The following is a 16,290-nucleotide window of genomic DNA, read 5'->3' on the forward strand; positions in this document are numbered from 1 at the left end:
TGAGTTTTCCTGTCCGACATCATCAAGCCGAGTGAATGCTCTCGACACTAGCAGAAAAATCTTCTTACAGATGCCACCTGGCGCAGTTTTCTCGCGGTGACAGGCGCCGGGCAGCCACTGGTATACTCGGCACCATTTTTAGCCACGCTGTGTGAGATTCAATGGAACGCTTTATCGAAAACACGATGTATGCCGCGCGCTGGCTGCTGGCACCGATCTACCTGGGTTTATCCCTGGGATTGCTGATCCTGGCGATCAAGTTTTTCCAGGAAATAATTCACGTGATTCCCAATATTTTCAGCTTGCTGGAGTCGGAGGTGATCCTGCTGCTGCTGTCGCTGATCGACATGGCCCTGGTCGGTGGCCTGCTGGTGATGGTGATGATTTCCGGCTACGAGAACTTCGTCTCGCAACTGGATATCGATGAAAACAAGGAAAAGCTCAACTGGCTGGGCACCATGGACTCTTCGTCGCTGAAGATGAAAGTGGCGGCCTCCATCGTGGCGATTTCCTCCATCCACCTGCTGCGCATCTTCATGGACGCCAAGAACGTCGATCCGCAACACCTGATGTGGTACGTGATCATCCACATGACCTTCGTGGTCTCGGCGTTTGCCATGGGTTACCTGGACAAGCTGACCAAACACTGATGACCCGCGCCGGCCTTACTGCTCGACGAAATAGTAGGGCTGGCGGTTGATCGTCATGTGCTTGATCACGGTGACTTTCTCATTGAGCCGGTCGGTATGATCCAGCAGCGCAACGTTGCCGGGTTTGGCGCTGAGAAAGGCGCGCAATTGGGGTTCGGTCTGCAGAATCGGCAAATACGCGCGCAGATAGAACACACTGGCGCCGGCGATCCGCTCATTGGGTTGGAACAGCGCCACCTCTTTACCTTCGTCCTGCAGCGTCTGCACCTGGCTGATCACGGGCACGAATGACTGGCGCACATCGGCTTTGGGCGCGAACCAGAACGCGGCGCTGAGGTAGCAGGCGATGGCCAGCATAAATACACCGCCGATGACGTGCCGGTGGTAGCGGTAGATCGCAGGTTTGTGTTGTTTGACCCAGTCCAGCAACACCCGCGCATATTCCGCGGCCAGTACGGCGGCCGCCGGGGTCAGCGCCATTAAATAGACGGTGCGTTTACTCGAGGCCAGGGTCAGCAGGGTGAACTGCGCCACCAGCCACACGCTGAAAAACAGGCGGTAGCGGTTGCGCACCAGGCTTTTTCGAAAGTGCCACAGGCCCAGGTACACCAGGATATTCCACGGCAGGAACGCCTCAGGCAGTTTGACCAGGTAGTAATAGAACGGCTCGTAATGCCCGGCCTCGACGAACGAGCCGCTGAAGCGCCCGACGCTGTTGGTCCACAGCACTTCACCGACCGCCTGCATACCGCCGCGCTGAAACAGAAACCCCAGCCAGATCAGCAGCGGCACCAACGCCAGCAGCGTGAAGAGCGCCGGCTTGAGCCAGTCGCCCACGCGCAAGCGCTTATCCATCAGGCTGGTGCAGGCCAGATAAACAAAGATCACAATCCCCGGCATCGCCAGGCCCAGCACACCTTTGCTCAACGTGGCGATGACCATCCCCACTGTGAACAACACCCATGCCCAAACGGCAGAGCCCTGGCGCTCGGCCTCCGGGCGCATTGCCTGATAAAACCCAAGCAACGCTGCGGTCACGCCCAGGCTGAGCAATGAATCCTCACCCACCCCGCGCACATTGCCCCAATAGCTGGCCATGGTCGCCAGGACCAACGCGGCGCTGAACGCCAGCGTGGTGGGCCGCCCAAACCGGCGCAACATCCCGTAGAGCAGCATCACACTGAACAACCCGGCAAACGCCGACGCCAAGCGCACCGCGCCGGTGCTCGCGCCAAACAGGCGAATCGCCCCGGCATCCAGCCAAAGGCTCAGGGGCGGTTTCTCCAGGAACGGCTCGCGAAACAGACGCGGCACCACCCAGTCATTGTCCAGGTGCATGGCCATGGCGATCCCTGAGACGCGGGCCTCGGTGGAGCCTTGCAGTTCATGGTTGCCAAGGGCGAAGAAAAACAGCAGACCAACGAGCAGGAGCAGCAGAGGAACAGGACGCGTCATTGAAGGCTACCGGGCAGGGGACCGCTCGGGGGAGCGGGCATGGCTGCCGGCTAGTATAGGGAGGGGTTTCTTAACGGTTCGTGAACGAGTGTGGGGTTTTGTGCGGTCAGGTGAGAGACTTTACAGTTTGATCTGTTCAAATTTTCCCGGAGCAGAGAAACGCCAAGGAACACTGAAAGCCGCCCCTCCACGTATCAGCTCCGCTTGTTGCATGATGGCGGGCCACCAACGCACCAGATTGTGCGCCTTGCTCCAATAGCTTTCACCGCTCCAATGTTTCGCCAGACAGAAAACAGGAAGTGCGCAGTCTCGAAATGCCTTCTTCTCCGCATGCCCTTTCTTAAATCGATCCTGGGAGATCACTACCCAGCCACCCTCTTCACGCAGAGCTGATATCCAGGTTATATCACTGGTATTTTGGGGGAATTTATCCTTGAGCGGAAACACGCCGTGTTCGTGAACTTTCGAAAGTTCGTTCAGGGCGCGTGCCAGTGCGGGTGGGAGGTTGTGATCCAACAGGAAGTTCAAGCAGCATTCCTTTGCTCGAACTCCACAGCGGCTTTTACCGCAACCGTTGGAATCTCATAGAGCATGGCGACGCGCCTGGTATCACGTCCTTCTGCCTCATAGGCACAGAAAATGGCAGCGGTATCAATGCCGGCCCCTGTCAGTACTGGCTTACCAAAATTTCTGGCTGGGTCCAGCACTACCGCTTTGCTACGTTTGACCGGGTACCAGCGTTGCGCCGAACCTTTGCCGGAGTAATCGATCCCTTCATACAGCGAAGGTTTAATGATTTGTTTGAACGCGTATTGTTTTTTGAGCAGGTCCAGCAGTGTCTCGTCACCTGTTTCATCCAGAACAGTGGCGAAAATGCTACGACCGTCTGTTTGGAACCGTTTGCAGGTGAACGGATAGGGCTGACCGAACAGCTCGCTAGCCTGGCGTGACGCATTGCGGATGGCCTGCAAGCTCAGCCCGTGCTGGCGAAATGCATGTACGAAGCGAATTTCGAGCAGGTCATGGAAACCAAGAATGCAATCGTCCACGTTTGACAGTTCCGATTGCCAGAGCCCTGCATGCTCAACGCCATTGGCGCTGTAGCCGAAGAGCCAACGACGTATATCTGCGGTAGGAATGCCGGTGTATAACGACGCCTCGCCAGGCGTGTAAAGGCCCACCCCTACAAGGGGGCTGGGCGAAACAGTCGTTTGCATGGATGGCCTCCTTGTCATTGAGTCGAGCGGTGAAGTCTGGTGGCTCAGGTGATCTCGTTCAACCTTGGGCAGACGAGCTGTGGTCTGAAGCGTATCCGTACAATTCATTCCACGCCAGTTCACCTGATGCAAGCCAACTTGTAGGAGCTTTCTGATGCTTACTCAAAGGCAAATCGGCTTGATCGGCGTTCTGTTGCTACGCGCTAGTCTGAAACCTTGGCAGCAAATAATCGCTTGGCCTCAGCAAAACACTTCTCAGCAATGGCCGAGCGCGGTTCGGTCTTGCGCATCACCATACCCAGTGGCGCGAGCACGCTGGCGTCCGGCAGGTTGATGAACGCAAGGTTCTCGATCGGGCTTTCCAGGCCGCTGTCCAGCGGCATGATCGCGCAGCAGAAGCCTTCGTGGATCGCCTGGAACAGTTGGTAGGTTGAGTCGCTTTCGAGTATGGGCTGAGGATCGAGACCGCGGCTGCGGAAGCTCAGGTCAATGGACTTTCGATAGTGCATGCCCGTGCTGATCATTCCCAGGGGCAATTGCGCGGCGTCTTCCCAACTCATTTCGCTGCCTTCGAAATGGAAGTGACGGGTGTCGTACAGCAGGCCGACACGGGTCTCGCCCAGTTCGAAAAAGTCCAGGTAGTTGGCGTTAACGTGGTCCAGGTAACACACACCCAGATCCAGTTGATTGGTGCCCAGCGCTTCGATGATGTTGTCCGAACTCATGGACGTCAGGCTGAACTTGAGCTCGGGAAAGGTGTGGGACAGGCTCTGGATATAGCTGATCGGGCTGAACCCGCTGAGCGGCACCAGGCCCAGGCGCAAGTTGCCCACCAACTGGCCGCGACACGCGGCCGCTTCGGCGAACAACCCGTCATGGGCGGCGAGCAAGGTCCTGGCCCACGCCAGCACGCGTTCACCAGCCTCGGTAAAGCCTTCGAAACGCTGGCCCCGGGTGACCAGCTCCAGACCCAACTCCTCCTCCAGATTGCGCAGGCGCATCGACAACGTCGGCTGGGTGATATGGCAGCGCGCAGCCGCCTGGCCGAAGTGACGAGTCTGCTCCAGCGCAATCAGGAATTTGAGTTGTTTTATGTCCATCAAGGTGCCTGCCAGGGAAGAAGTGAAAGGTCTGTCAGAGCGCGATCACCTGTTCCGAAGAACTGGCCAACGCGCTCGATAACCGGCCGCCAGACACTGATAGAAATGCTCGATAGCTCGGTCCGCCGTGACGATTAGACAGGCATTTTTCAGTTCAGTACACAGTCGATGGCTTGAAGGACGGGCGGCAGCTCTGCCGTGCGCAGGATGGCAATGGTTTGAAACCGGATCGATCAACCGCCCGTCATGTTCATGAAGCGCACCACCTGCACTTCATCGTCGAGGGTGAAGTTATGCCGATACGGCTTAAGTTTCATCGACTCGACAATGGCACTCTCCAGGCGTTTCGGCTCGCCCGGATAGCGCCGCAGCACCGCCTTGAGATCGACCGAATGCTCGTTGCCCAGGCACAGCAGCAACCGGCCTTCAACCGTCAGGCGCACACGGTTGCAGGTGCCGCAGAAGTTGTGACTGTGGGGCGAAATAAAGCCCAGGCGAATATGCGGCGCCTCCGCCAGACGCCAGTAACGCGCAGGCCCCTGCGTCGACTCCGCAGAGTCGATCAAGGTATAGCGTTCAGCAATACGCTCACGCACCTGCGCACTGGAATAAAACGCCTCGGCACGGCTGTGTTCGCTGATCACGCCCAGCGGCATTTCTTCGATAAAGGACATATCCAGACCACGGTCGATGGCAAAGGCCACCAGGTCGTTGATCTCATGGTCATTGCGACCTTTCATTACCACGCAATTGAGCTTGGTGTGCTCAAAACCTGCGGCATTCGCGGCATCGATACCGGCGATCACCTTGGCCAGATCACCGGTGCGCGTCAGTTCACGAAAGCGCGTGGGGTCCAGGCTGTCGAGGCTGATATTCAAGCGCTTGAGCCCGGCATCGAACAACGGCGCGGCGAGCTTGCCCAGTTGCGAACCGTTGGTGGTCATGCACAACTCGCGCAGACCGGGGAGTGCGGCGATGCGTCGGCACAGCTCCACCACGCCCTGACGAACCAAGGGCTCGCCGCCGGTCAGCCGGATCTTGCGCGTGCCCAGCGCGACGAAACTCTGTGCCAGTTGATACAGCTCTTCCAGCGACAGAATCTGCTGGCGCGGCAGGAACTCCATGTCCTCGGCCATGCAATACACACAACGGAAATCGCAACGGTCAGTGACGGACATCCTGAGGTAGTCGACCCGGCGGGAAAAGCTATCCATCAGGATTTGATCGGTCATGAGAAACCTCGCGGCGGCGTCGGGCATAGACCCCGGGCGCTTCTATAGGAGTGTATTTGAGGCAAGGCTAGAGCTGTTTCCAGCTGGCGTCTAATCGCTATTAACAACCGGCTGATCGACGCAATCTATGAGCGATAAACCGGGTTGGCAACCGGCAATCCAGCGGCCCATTACCTGGCTATGTTTTAGATCGTCTGGCCTCGCCGTCGCTGCCATTCAGCGCCTGTTGCAGTTCACGTGCGTCGTGGCTGCAGAATATGTCCACTGCCGCGCCACCATCGGCGGCCAATTGGCGTAAGCGCTGCTGGTTATGCAGGCGCGCCTGGCGGTCGGTGTCCATCATCGTCTGGTAGAAGCGCATGCCGGGCGGGCACCGGCGTTTGGCTAGATGCACTTCGTCATGGTGAAAGTAGGCATCGCCGGCATGCAGTTTCCAACCCTCGGCGGTGCGAATGGCAATGCCGGCGTGACCGGCTGTGTGTCCACGCAAGGGCACCAGCAGAATGTCTTCTTCCTGGGCACCTACCAAGGCCCGCACCGAGTCGAAACCGAACCATGTGTCGCCCTGCGGCGCATACAGTTGCCAACCCGAAACATCACGCCATTGCGCGGGCAGGAAGCGTCGTCGTTCGATCCAGCCATTCGCCAGCGTTGCGTGATTGAGTTCCTGATGCATCACGTGCACGCGCGCATTCGGGAAGTCCTGCAGGCCACCGGCATGATCGAAATCCAAGTGGGTGAGCAGGATGTGGCGGACATCGTTGGGGCTGAAACCCAAGCGGCATAGTTGCTCGATGGCGGTATAACGGCGCTCCAACTGAATGTTATTGAACGTCCTGAAAAACCGGCTCAGGCGTTCTGGGTGCTCGACGTCCTGCCGGCCGAAACCGGTGTCCACCAGGATCAGGCCATTGGTGGCGGTCTCGATCAGCAGGCAATGGCACACCACCGAGGCGGTGAGGCCGCGGCTGTAGCCATCGAACAGGACGCCGCCCAACGGGCACATGCACCCGCAATTGAGATGATGCACACGCAGGCCCTGGGTCATAGGTTCAGATCCGGGTCGGTATCTACGTGCGGCTGCTTGATCGGATCAATAGCGGGTTTGGCGCCGGGTTGACGGTCGATGTCCGGCGGCGGCGTCAGTTGCAGCAGCTCGCTGGTGTAGCGCCATTCTTCCATGACTTTGTCGGGATGTTCATTCAAGTGCGTGCCATAGCTGGGCACGATCTGGCGCAACTTGTCCTGCCAGGGCGCGCTCGCCAGCTTGTCCTTGAACACCTTCTGCATCAGGTCGAGCATGATGGGCGCCGCCGTCGAAGCCCCCGGCGAAGCGCCCAGCAACCCGGCGATGCTGCCGTCCTGCGATGCCACCACCTCGGTACCCAGCTTGAGCACGCCGCCCTTGTCTTCATCCTTCTTGATGATCTGTACGCGCTGCCCGGCCTGCCACAAACGCCAGTCTTCCTTTTTGGCAGTGGGAAAATACGCTTTCAGCGCATCGAAACGATCATCGTCCGATTGCATCAATTGGCCGGCCAGGTACTGCACCAGGTCGAACTCACGCACGCCGACGCGCATCATTGGCCAGATATTGTGCAACGTCATGCTGGCCGCCAGATCGAAGTACGAGCCTTCCTTGAGGAACTTGGTGGAAAACGTCGCAAACGGGCCAAACAGGATCATCCGTTTGCCATCAAGTACACGGGTGTCCAGGTGCGGCACCGACATCGGCGGCGCGCCTGTGGAGGCAATGCCGTAGGCCTTGGCCATGTGCCGCTCGGCCACCGCCGCATTGTCGGTCACCAGGAAAGAACCGCCCACCGGGAAGCCGGCGTAGTCCTTGGCTTCCTCGATGCCCGACTTCTGCAGCAACGGCAACGCCGCGCCGCCCGCCCCGATGAACAGGAATTTCGCATCGGTGGCGCCGGTCGTACCGTCCTTGAGGTTTTTGTATTCAACGTGCCAGGAACCGTCCTCGTTGCGCGTAATGTCGCGCACTTCCGTCGACAGCCTGAGGGCGAAGTTCTGCCGGGCTTGCAGGTGGCTGACGAACTGCCGGGTGATTTCGCCGAAGTTGACGTCAGTGCCGATGGGTGTCCAGGTCGCGGCGATTTTTTGCGCCGGGTCGCGGCCTTCCATCATCAGTGGCACCCATTGCTTGATCTGTTCCGGGTCTTCGGAATATTGCATCGGCCGGAACAGTGGGCTGGCCTGCAACGCCTCATAGCGTTTTTTCAGGAAACGGATGTTGTCGTCGCCCCACACAAAACTCATGTGCGGCGTGGAGTTGATAAACGAGCGCGGGTTGTGCAGCACCCCGGTTTTCACTTGCCAGGCCAGGAACTGTCGGGTGATCTGGAATGCTTCGTTGATTTCGACGGCCTTGGTGATATCAATCCTGCCGTCTTTTTCCGGGGTGTAGTTCAGCTCGGCGAGCGCCGAGTGGCCGGTGCCGGCATTGTTCCAGCCGTTGGAGCTTTCCTCCGCAACCTTGTCCAATCGCTCGACCATCTCCATCGACCAACCCGGCTCCAGTTCACTGAGCCACACCGCCAGGGTCGAACTCATGATCCCGCCTCCCACCAGCATCACATCGACGCGCTTGGTTTCGGCGGCGTACGCGTGCGAAATGCCCAGCGACAGGGCCAGGGCGGTCAGTGCTCCTTTGAGTGTCGGGTTGCTCATATTGCCTCCAAGACACAACGGTCGGTTTTCATTTAGGCCCGAATCTCCATCGCTTTTGCCATGGTCGCGCTCCTGCTGAGTAAAAAGCCCGTGCGCCTCAGTAACGCAATACCGCCGCCGCACGGCTGTCGGTGGGCATCGAGCGCTCGGCAGGCACGACCACCACTTCACCGCCCTGGCGGATAACGGCCAGGATCAGCTCGTCCAGCGCTGCGTCTTCCTCGGCGACCTGGGCGCCTGCCTCGCTGCCGTCGGCCTCCACCAGCAACAACGCCACTCGGCCCTCCAGCGTCGCATGCTCGATGTCCACCAGCCGCGAGACGTAAAGCCGCTGGCCCACGGCCACGCCAAATCGATCAAACGCCGTGTTCAGCGAATCCTCGCAGCGCTTGCTCATGACGGCGGTACAGGCTTGCGCCAACTCGGCTGGCGACAGCGTGGCGGGGTCGGTACGAACGCCGTCCGCCAGCAGGAAAGGGTTGTGGCTGAGCGCCCTGAACACGGCCTGGTTCTCCGGCAGCGCCACCAGCACCAACGGCAGTTTGCAGACGCGCGAACAGTGCTCGGTGATCGTTTTGTCGACGGCACGAAAGAACCGCTCGCGGTCCAGGTTCACTTCGTCCTGCTTACCGCCGCCGCCAGACTCGTGCATCATCGGATCGCCGCGCTCGCCCGCGCCACTGAACCCATCAGGGTGGCCTTGCTGATCGCGGGAGGTCAGTTGATCGCCCAAGGCATCGGCCTGGGAGGTGGGGACCGCTTCCGGCAACTCGATTTCCTGCAGCGTCTGCCCGGCCCCCTCATAAATCTGCACGCTGTCCCGCGTCAGGCACAGCGCCTGGTAGCGCTCGGTCATCGGCACCTGGCGCAGCAAGGGCCTGAGGTAAGGGTGGCGGTTGACGATGGCGATCTCTTGAACCGGCCGATGCAACCCCACCACCAGAAAATGCTCAGCGCCGCCAAAGATCGCGATCGAAGGCGGACAGCTATTCCAGAACTCTGTGTCGGCGACCAGGTCATGAAACGGCGCAAGCAGCGTCTCGGCCTGCGCTTGATCGGTCAGCAGGCCTTCGAGGTCTTTGATGAGATTCTTCAAGCGAATCGGGTTTTGCGTACGTTCAGGGAACGTTTGCTGGGCGGGCATGTAGACACTCAGGTTGGTGCGATCCGCCAGGGCCAGGAGCGTGTCCAGGGTGTCACGTGTAAAGGTTTGAACTGAGACCATGGGAAACCTCCTCAGTGTTTGTCCAGATCAGCCTGCTTGGCCAGAAAATCGTCTTCGAGCAACGCGTCGATCTGCGCGGAAGATTCCTCCTGGACCGGGGGCGCCGTCAGATGCCCGGTGGACTCGACTTTGGGTGACAGCCGTCCCAGCAGATGCTCAAGCGCATGGTGGATTTTCCGAGCGGCGCCAGCGACGGCCAGCTCCAGGCTTTCCGCCTGATGGGTGACGGACAGCGAACTGTGGCCCTTGGGGCGCACTTCGATCTGGCAACGTTTGTCTTGGGGACCGGATTTCTGCGCATTCACGTCCCCCACATGGATTTCCACGCGGGTCAGCACCGAGGTGTAACGCTCCAGCTCATCCACCACCGTACTGCCCACCCAGGCCTGAAGATCGGCGCTGCCTTCAATGTGATTAGTGTCTACCTGTACCAGCATGGTTAATTCCTCTTCTGTCCTGAAAAGTAGGTTCGCCCCTGGGCGCCAACGGCTATGTAAGGTTCGAACCGAGGCCATTCGCCCCCGTTCGTTCGGCAAACGGCGCAGGCCGATCAACGGCACACTTCACGGCCAGGCACAGCGCGGCGCTCGGGAACCAGTGGTTCTGGATCATCTTTCGATCACCAGCACCCGGTCGAAGCTGGCGAGGGTCGAGCGTCGGTGAACCACCGCAAGCACGGCCGGCCGCGCATCAGGTCCATCAGCGCGCTGGATGATGGCCCTGGGCCGTATTCGCGCGCTCGAAGCGTTGCAGGAACGCCGCGGCGTCAGTATCTGGAACCTGGGCACAGGGCGCGGATATTCGGTGCTGGACGCTTTTAAACGAAAAGGGTGGCGACTGTACGCGGGTTAGCAGACCAGGAATCAAGGAACCCAGCGCACCCGAAGGTGCCCCACGCACAGCCGCCATAACGCAATCCAGCGGATGCTGAAAGCATCGCTTGAATGGAGGGTGGCGTTGTAGGCCTTGATATTAACCGAGCTGCTAAACCCGGGCGCTGATTTTGCAGCGACTGGGGGAGGTTAGCGGGGTGGGGGGGGGAAGGGGGAGTTCATCGATGGCGCTGCTTTTTGTGGGAAAATTCTGAAGACACGTCCGCCGTGCTTTTAAACCCCCAGAAACAACAAAACCCGCACTAGGCGGGTTTTGTCGATGCTTCGAATTGGTGGGCCGGGGGAAGTTGAATTGGCTAAGTAGGCTGTTGATTTGTTGAGTGAATTTCAGCTTGATTTTTTTGGTTGGAATACCAATTGGAATACCGTTTAAATCGCGACGAGCTTTCTTGATGCCTCGCAAGCCCGCTGGACTGACCTCGATTCAAGGCACTCACTGCCTTGCGAGGTGGTACGCGTTCTCTTGGTGGTTACAACTCAGACGAAAGGTGTGGTGACCCGTAATCATGCGGGCAATCTTCGCTTGACCCTTTATGGTCGGGTTTTTCAATTTTTACCACGCAATTCATCTGCGTCGAATGTAGGAAGTAGTCCATGACGGATCTAAAGGGTGCCGAACAGACCGCCAGCAGTCTTGCTGAAGAAGCGCTCAATCAGGCACGCGCTCGTTTTTCGTCCAGCGAAAGTCCTGTCACCCCAGAGCCTAAGTCGCTAAAGAAGAAGCCTGGGCGCAAGGCCACAGCCCCTCAGACCAGTAATACCTTGCAGGACCTGCAAAAAACGCTGTGGGCTACTGTGAGATGGTTTGTGAAGCAGTACCTGCGATGCTCAGCACCAGCGACCGTCTACTACTATGAATTAACAGCAGGGTTGATTCGCTGCAGAAGGCACAAAGCTTGATGGTTGAGTTGAATAGAATGCCAGCGCCTCTTTGAAATGGTGCCGCACCTTTTTGGGAGGGACGATGATCTTTATATGGATATTATTGGTGCGCTCATTGGGGGCCACCGCTATCGAGATGTGACTCGGAGAATAACCTGATTCAAGGTGGCTCTGCATTAATACAATTTGACAGTGCCTTTGAGCGTTCTACGAAAAAATACGAAATACTTCAAAGAACTTTCCTTGCTCTGCGCTTAAATGGTGCAAATCCTGACCTCAGGATGCACCAATAGGGTGAAAAAAGTGCGTAAATGAGGTGAGTGCTCAAGAGAGATTCTTTCAAAAAAAGGAGTGAGATTTTAATCGCTGCTGAATCGATTTTTTGTCAATGTAAATCAATGTCTTAAATGAGCGGGTTGAAGGCTCACAGTGTTGACTGAGTCCTAAGTGTTTTTTGGGGGGTTTACAGACGGTCCAAATCTCAGTAGCTTTTTATGCATGAGATTTTAATGACAGGGAAAGTTATGAGTAATCCTAGGGATGCATATCTCAAGCGTTTGGCCGCGCCTCGAAACATTTGGTTGAATGGTAGGAAAGTAAATAATGTTCTCCAAGAGCCTGCGTTTCAGGGGGCTATTGACAATACACTGTCCTATTACGATATGTTGGAAGGTCCAGACTTTCACTTCGATTACAAGGGCAGTCCTGCCGCAATAAGCTTGATGGTTCCAAATACTGTCGATGATCTAGCACGCAAACGTAATGCTTATAAAAAAGTGGCTGATAGTTCATTCGGGATGTTGGGGCGAACTCCCGATTTTATCAATGCCGGGTTGAGCGCTATGTGTTCTCATGCAACGTTCTTCGGGCGTGATGAATATGCGGATTACTCAGCCAATATTATCGATTTCTATGACCGTTGCGCCAAAGAGCATTTGTTCGTCGGTCACGGTGCCATCAACCCGCAGATTGATCGTTCCAAGCCCATGGGGCTTCAGTCCAACCTGTACGCTGGCGTCAAATGCGTAAACGTCAGTGATCAGGGGATCGAAGTCAGCGGTGCCAAAATGATTGTGACCCTTGCTCCCATCGCTGATCAATTACTGATCTTCAACATGCCCGGACTGACTGAGCATGACGCCGATTATGCGCTGGCGTTCGCTGTCCCGACCGATTCGCATGGATTGAGGATTATTTGTCGCAAGAGCCTAGCGCACCCCGAATCTTCTGAGTTCGACTATCCGCTGTCGAGCAAAATGGATGAGATAGACGCCTATCTGGTGTTTGATCAGGTGCGTATTCCTTGGTCTGATGTGTTCATCTTTCGTGACATTGCCAAATCCAATCAGTTCTACGACGTGACTCGCACCCGCCATCATACTGGTCACCAAGGGGTTGTCCGAGGGTTAGCCAAGGCCGAGTTGCTGATTGGCGTTGCGGACAGTCTTGCTCGCAATCTAGGTCTTTCCTCCTACATTAATGTCCAAGAGCAACTGGGGGAACTGACCACCGCCTATGAGCTTATCCGCGGCGCCGTAATACTCTCTGAACTCGAAGCTCAAGTTGACGCCGAAGGCGTGTGTAACCCAAGTATTCACGCGATCCAGGCAATTCGCTGTCATTTTCCGAAGTGGTACCAGAAAATGTTGCAGACAGTTCAGTCTCTAGCGGCGGGCTCAATGCTGGCCGTGCCGCACGGTGATGACTTTCATAATGAGAACGAAGCATGCCTGCAACAGGCGTTGCAAAATCCGTTTTTGTCACCGTTGGACAGGGGCAAGTTACTCAACTTGGCCTGGGATGTAAGCGGCGATGGTTTTGGTCAGCGTCAAATGATCTATGAAACCTACCATGCTGGCGATCCCATGCGTATTGCTGCTGCGCACTACAGCAATTACAACAAGCAAGCCATGTCGGATTCGGTGGAGCGTGCGCTTAAAGGCAATCACTAGCTCGTGTATATAGGGTGGTCGGCCTGATAGTAATATTATGTTAAGTTTTCAGTCTTATGTATGCCTGTGTCGTCGGTTGCATGATATTTGAAGTCAAAGGAGCTGACTGTTCGTGATTTATAATCTTGGCAAACTCTCCAGTGTCTTGGATTCGCAAGATATTGATATGTTGTTAGTGTCCACTCGCGAAAATATCAACTATTTCACGGGTGTCAGGCCTGTGATCAAGGAATTAAATCCTTATTATGGCGAGTGCTATCTCGTCATTTGTCGCCAGCGTCCAGATGTTGTGCATATCGTGCATTCTTGTGGAGAGTGCGATCAGATTACCGAGTCTAAAACCCCCATAGGCCTCGTTCACACCTACGGTACTTTCTATCGCGAGTTACCCGATGCCAGCGTGTTGCGCGGGGACGAAGTCGCCATTCATACATGGACCAGCAACTCGGCTCGTCACTCGAATGCCCAGCAGGCGCTTTTTTCTCTGTTGCAAGAATTGGGTCTCACGCCGTCGACCCGGGTCGGTTGTGACGAGGACGGCATTGCCCACTCCACCCTGACCTCAATGCAGGAACAGTTCGGTCGAGACACTCTCGTTCTGGCATCAGCACTGATCCGACAGATACGCCGAGTCAAGACCCCTTATGAGGTCGAGATGCTGACCTTGGCGGCCCGCTGTAACGAAGCGGCGATCAAGCAGGTGACAGACGCGGTGCATGTGGGCATCAGCGAGGTGCAAATCGGCAAGATCTTCGAGTCCGCCGTAGTCGACCTTGGCGGCCGCCCTGAGCTAACGATGATTAAGATTGGTCGTGACGCTGTCGGCGGGCAGCGCCAACAGCGGACAGACATTACCTTGCAGCGTGGCGACCTGCTCTGGTTCGACTCCAACACTCGATATCAAGGGTTCTGGGCAGACTTGGCGAGGGTCTACGCCTATGGTGACGTCACCGATGCGACAGCTCGGCGCTATGTCGCGTTGCGTGAAGGGATGCTCCACGCAGCGCGGTTGATCAGGCCCGGGATGTCCGGCAAGGACGTCTTCAACATGACCATGGAATGCGTGAGAAGCAACGGATTTCCTGAGTACAGGCGTCATCACGTCGGGCATGGCATAGGCCACGAGGCCTATGAGCGGCCGATCCTGGCCCCTGGCGAAGACGCGCTGGTTGAGCAGGGCATGGTGATCTCAGTAGAGACGCCTTATTACGAGTTCGGCCTGGGAGCCTTGCACCTTGAGGATCCATTACTCATCGGTGTCGAGGGCAACACTTTTCTGACCATGGATCCGTGTCCCGAGCTTGGGATTATCGCTACGTCATCGTTTCGATAGGAAATGAAGGGAGTCGCCTTGTGAAGAGCATTTTGGAAACCATTGGATCGTGTCCAGTCCTTGAGCTTTCCCACTCGCTGGTGCCCAGCGGCAAGAAGCTCTATTTGAAGCTGGAGCAATTTAACCCCAACCACAGCATCAAGGATCGGACCGCCTTGGGCCTAGTGCTGGCAGCCCTGGAGTCCGGTCTTCTGGCGGCTGGTGGCACCTTGATCGAATCCACCTCCGGCAATCTCGGCAAATCCCTGGCGATGATCGGCGCGGCGATGGGCTTGAAAGTGATCGTGGTGGTCGACCCTAAGGTTAGCTCTAGTGCGATCAATTGGTACAAAGCCTATGGCGCGCAGGTTGACTTGGTGACAGCGCCGGACGGTCAGGGAGGCTATCAACGCGCGCGGATCGAAAGGGTCCAGCAACTACTGCACGAGTACCCCGGTGCCTACTGGCCCAACCAGTATGACAATCCGCATAACCCGGCTTATCACGAGAAGGTCTCGGCCAAGGAGTTCGCCAGTCTCGATTACGACGTGTTAGCCGGCTGCGTCAGCACGGGTGGGCATCTGTCCGGTATCGCCAGGGGGATCAAGCTCGAACGCCCGCAGGTCAAGGTCCTGGCGTGCGATGTGGTGGGGTCCGCGGTTCTGGGTGGGGCTTTTTCGCCTTACTTGCTCAACGGTGTCGGCCTGGCCTGGCGCTCGGCCAATACCCACCTGGATTGCTTTGACTACCACAGCTTGATTGATGATCACCATGCGATCTCGATGTGCCGGATTCTGGCCCGTGAAAACGGTTTGCTGCTGGGCGGTTCGGCAGGGCTGGTGGCCTACGGCGCGCTGCAATGCCTGTATGGCTCCTCGGCGAAAAGTGTCCTGGCAATCATGCCTGACAGCGGCACGAACTACCTCGATACGCTGTATGACGACCGTTGGGTGGACGAAAAACAGATCACGTTGTACGGCGTCGAGGCAATGCGCCAAGACCTGCAGGCCAGCGATTTCAAAAGGTCCAGGCCGGGAGTGGATGCCGAGCATTTGGCTTCAATGAGCTATTGAGGCGCGACACTTCCCTTTGCGTTTCGTTTGCCTGTTCGTCCATGAGGATGCTGCATGTTTGACTTCATTCAAACCGAGGCCATACCCCGGCAGGATTATCACGACGGCATGGCTAGGCTCGCGGCAGGCGTCTGCATCATCACTACGCGCGTCAATGGTCGTCCTGAAGGCATGACCGCCACGTCCGTCTGCAGCGTATCGGATACTCCGCCGACGTTGCTGGTATGCCTCAATCAACGGTCGAGCACTTTCCAGGCGTGTCTGCAGAGCGAAATATTGAGCGTCAATGTACTGGGGCCCCATGCCGCTGAGCTGAGCGAGATATTCGCCAAACCCCGCAGCACTGTCGAAAAGTTCTCTTTTGGCCAATGGCATACCGGGACCACAGGCTCGCCCTTACTCACGGATGCATTGGTGACTTTTGATTGCCGGATTGTCGCCACTCACCGTGTTCACTCCCACGGAGTGCTGTTCTGCGAGCCGGTGAGTGTGCAGGTAGGTAGTACACAGGAGGGGTTGGGCTACTTCAACCGGCGTTTCATTCGCCTGGCGGCGCTATGAGCCGGCATGCGTTTTTTTAATTATTCGATGCTTAACGAGTTTCCCTAACA

At 57.0% G+C, this 16,290-nt stretch carries 15 protein-coding genes; 6 read left to right on the forward strand and 9 right to left on the reverse strand.

The window, feature by feature from the left end; translation table 11 throughout:
- Nucleotides 1–161: 161 nt before the first annotated feature.
- On the forward strand, nt 162–650 hold the full coding sequence (locus TU82_RS20195; protein WP_057724985.1) for a TIGR00645 family protein: 489 nt from the start codon (nt 162–164) through the stop codon (nt 648–650).
- Between the two features lie 15 nt (nt 651–665).
- Here the strand turns inward: TU82_RS20195 and TU82_RS20200 are convergent, their stop codons facing one another.
- The 9 genes from TU82_RS20200 to TU82_RS20240 all read right to left on the reverse strand — a co-directional run bounded on the left by TU82_RS20200 (nt 666) and on the right by TU82_RS20240 (nt 10,004).
- On the reverse strand, nt 666–2,105 hold the full coding sequence (locus TU82_RS20200; protein ID WP_057724986.1) for an ArnT family glycosyltransferase: 1,440 nt from the start codon (nt 2,103–2,105) through the stop codon (nt 666–668).
- Between the two features lie 120 nt (nt 2,106–2,225).
- Nucleotides 2,226–2,633: a PIN-like domain-containing protein gene (locus TU82_RS20205; RefSeq protein WP_057724987.1), complete on the reverse strand. Its 408-nt coding sequence runs from the start codon at nt 2,631–2,633 to the stop codon at nt 2,226–2,228.
- Entirely contained in the window at nt 2,630–3,322 is a 693-nt protein-coding gene (locus TU82_RS20210; RefSeq protein WP_057724988.1) for a MerR family transcriptional regulator, read from the reverse strand. Before TU82_RS20210 ends, TU82_RS20205 begins: the two co-directional genes overlap by 4 nt.
- A 203-nt stretch (nt 3,323–3,525) precedes the next feature.
- A complete protein-coding gene (locus TU82_RS20215) occupies nt 3,526–4,422 on the reverse strand; it encodes a LysR family transcriptional regulator (RefSeq protein WP_057724989.1) in 897 nt (298 codons plus the stop codon).
- A 233-nt stretch (nt 4,423–4,655) separates the two neighbouring features.
- Complete coding sequence (gene moaA, locus TU82_RS20220; RefSeq protein ID WP_057724990.1) at nt 4,656–5,654, reverse strand: GTP 3',8-cyclase MoaA; 999 nt, start codon at nt 5,652–5,654, stop codon at nt 4,656–4,658.
- A 178-nt stretch (nt 5,655–5,832) separates the two neighbouring features.
- The gene (locus TU82_RS20225) at nt 5,833–6,690 is read right to left on the reverse strand and encodes an MBL fold metallo-hydrolase (protein ID WP_057725059.1); all 858 of its coding nucleotides are present in this window, start codon (nt 6,688–6,690) and stop codon (nt 5,833–5,835) included.
- An 8-nt stretch (nt 6,691–6,698) separates the two neighbouring features.
- A complete protein-coding gene (gene mqo, locus TU82_RS20230; protein ID WP_057724991.1) occupies nt 6,699–8,342 on the reverse strand; it encodes a malate dehydrogenase (quinone) in 1,644 nt (547 codons plus the stop codon).
- Nucleotides 8,343–8,439: 97 nt separating this feature from the next.
- Nucleotides 8,440–9,567, reverse strand: a complete 1,128-nt coding sequence (locus tag TU82_RS20235) for a baeRF3 domain-containing protein (RefSeq protein WP_057724992.1) — start codon at nt 9,565–9,567, stop codon at nt 8,440–8,442.
- An 11-nt stretch (nt 9,568–9,578) separates the two neighbouring features.
- On the reverse strand, nt 9,579–10,004 hold the full coding sequence (locus TU82_RS20240) for an HPF/RaiA family ribosome-associated protein (RefSeq protein WP_057724993.1): 426 nt from the start codon (nt 10,002–10,004) through the stop codon (nt 9,579–9,581).
- Nucleotides 10,005–11,054: 1,050 nt separating this feature from the next.
- Between TU82_RS20240 and TU82_RS28095 the strand changes: the two genes are divergently transcribed.
- The 5 genes from TU82_RS28095 (at nt 11,055) to TU82_RS20260 (ending at nt 16,240) form a co-directional block, all read left to right on the forward strand.
- A complete protein-coding gene (locus TU82_RS28095; RefSeq protein WP_072024054.1) occupies nt 11,055–11,360 on the forward strand; it encodes a hypothetical protein in 306 nt (101 codons plus the stop codon).
- Between the two features lie 476 nt (nt 11,361–11,836).
- Nucleotides 11,837–13,294 carry a 4-hydroxyphenylacetate 3-hydroxylase family protein gene (locus TU82_RS20245; RefSeq protein WP_173667480.1) on the forward strand — a complete coding sequence of 486 codons (1,458 nt, stop codon included), beginning with the start codon at nt 11,837–11,839 and terminating at the stop codon, nt 13,292–13,294.
- A gap of 112 nt (nt 13,295–13,406) precedes the next feature.
- Nucleotides 13,407–14,627, forward strand: coding sequence for a M24 family metallopeptidase (locus TU82_RS20250; RefSeq protein WP_057724994.1), 1,221 nt, complete (start codon nt 13,407–13,409; stop codon nt 14,625–14,627).
- Between the two features lie 20 nt (nt 14,628–14,647).
- A complete protein-coding gene (locus TU82_RS20255; protein WP_057724995.1) occupies nt 14,648–15,679 on the forward strand; it encodes a pyridoxal-phosphate dependent enzyme in 1,032 nt (343 codons plus the stop codon).
- A 54-nt stretch (nt 15,680–15,733) separates the two neighbouring features.
- On the forward strand, nt 15,734–16,240 hold the full coding sequence (locus TU82_RS20260) for a flavin reductase (RefSeq protein ID WP_057724996.1): 507 nt from the start codon (nt 15,734–15,736) through the stop codon (nt 16,238–16,240).
- The last annotated feature ends 50 nt before the right edge of the window (nt 16,241–16,290 follow it).

The organism is Pseudomonas orientalis, from assembly GCF_001439815.1.
Classification (GTDB): Bacteria; Pseudomonadota; Gammaproteobacteria; order Pseudomonadales; family Pseudomonadaceae; genus Aquipseudomonas; species Aquipseudomonas orientalis.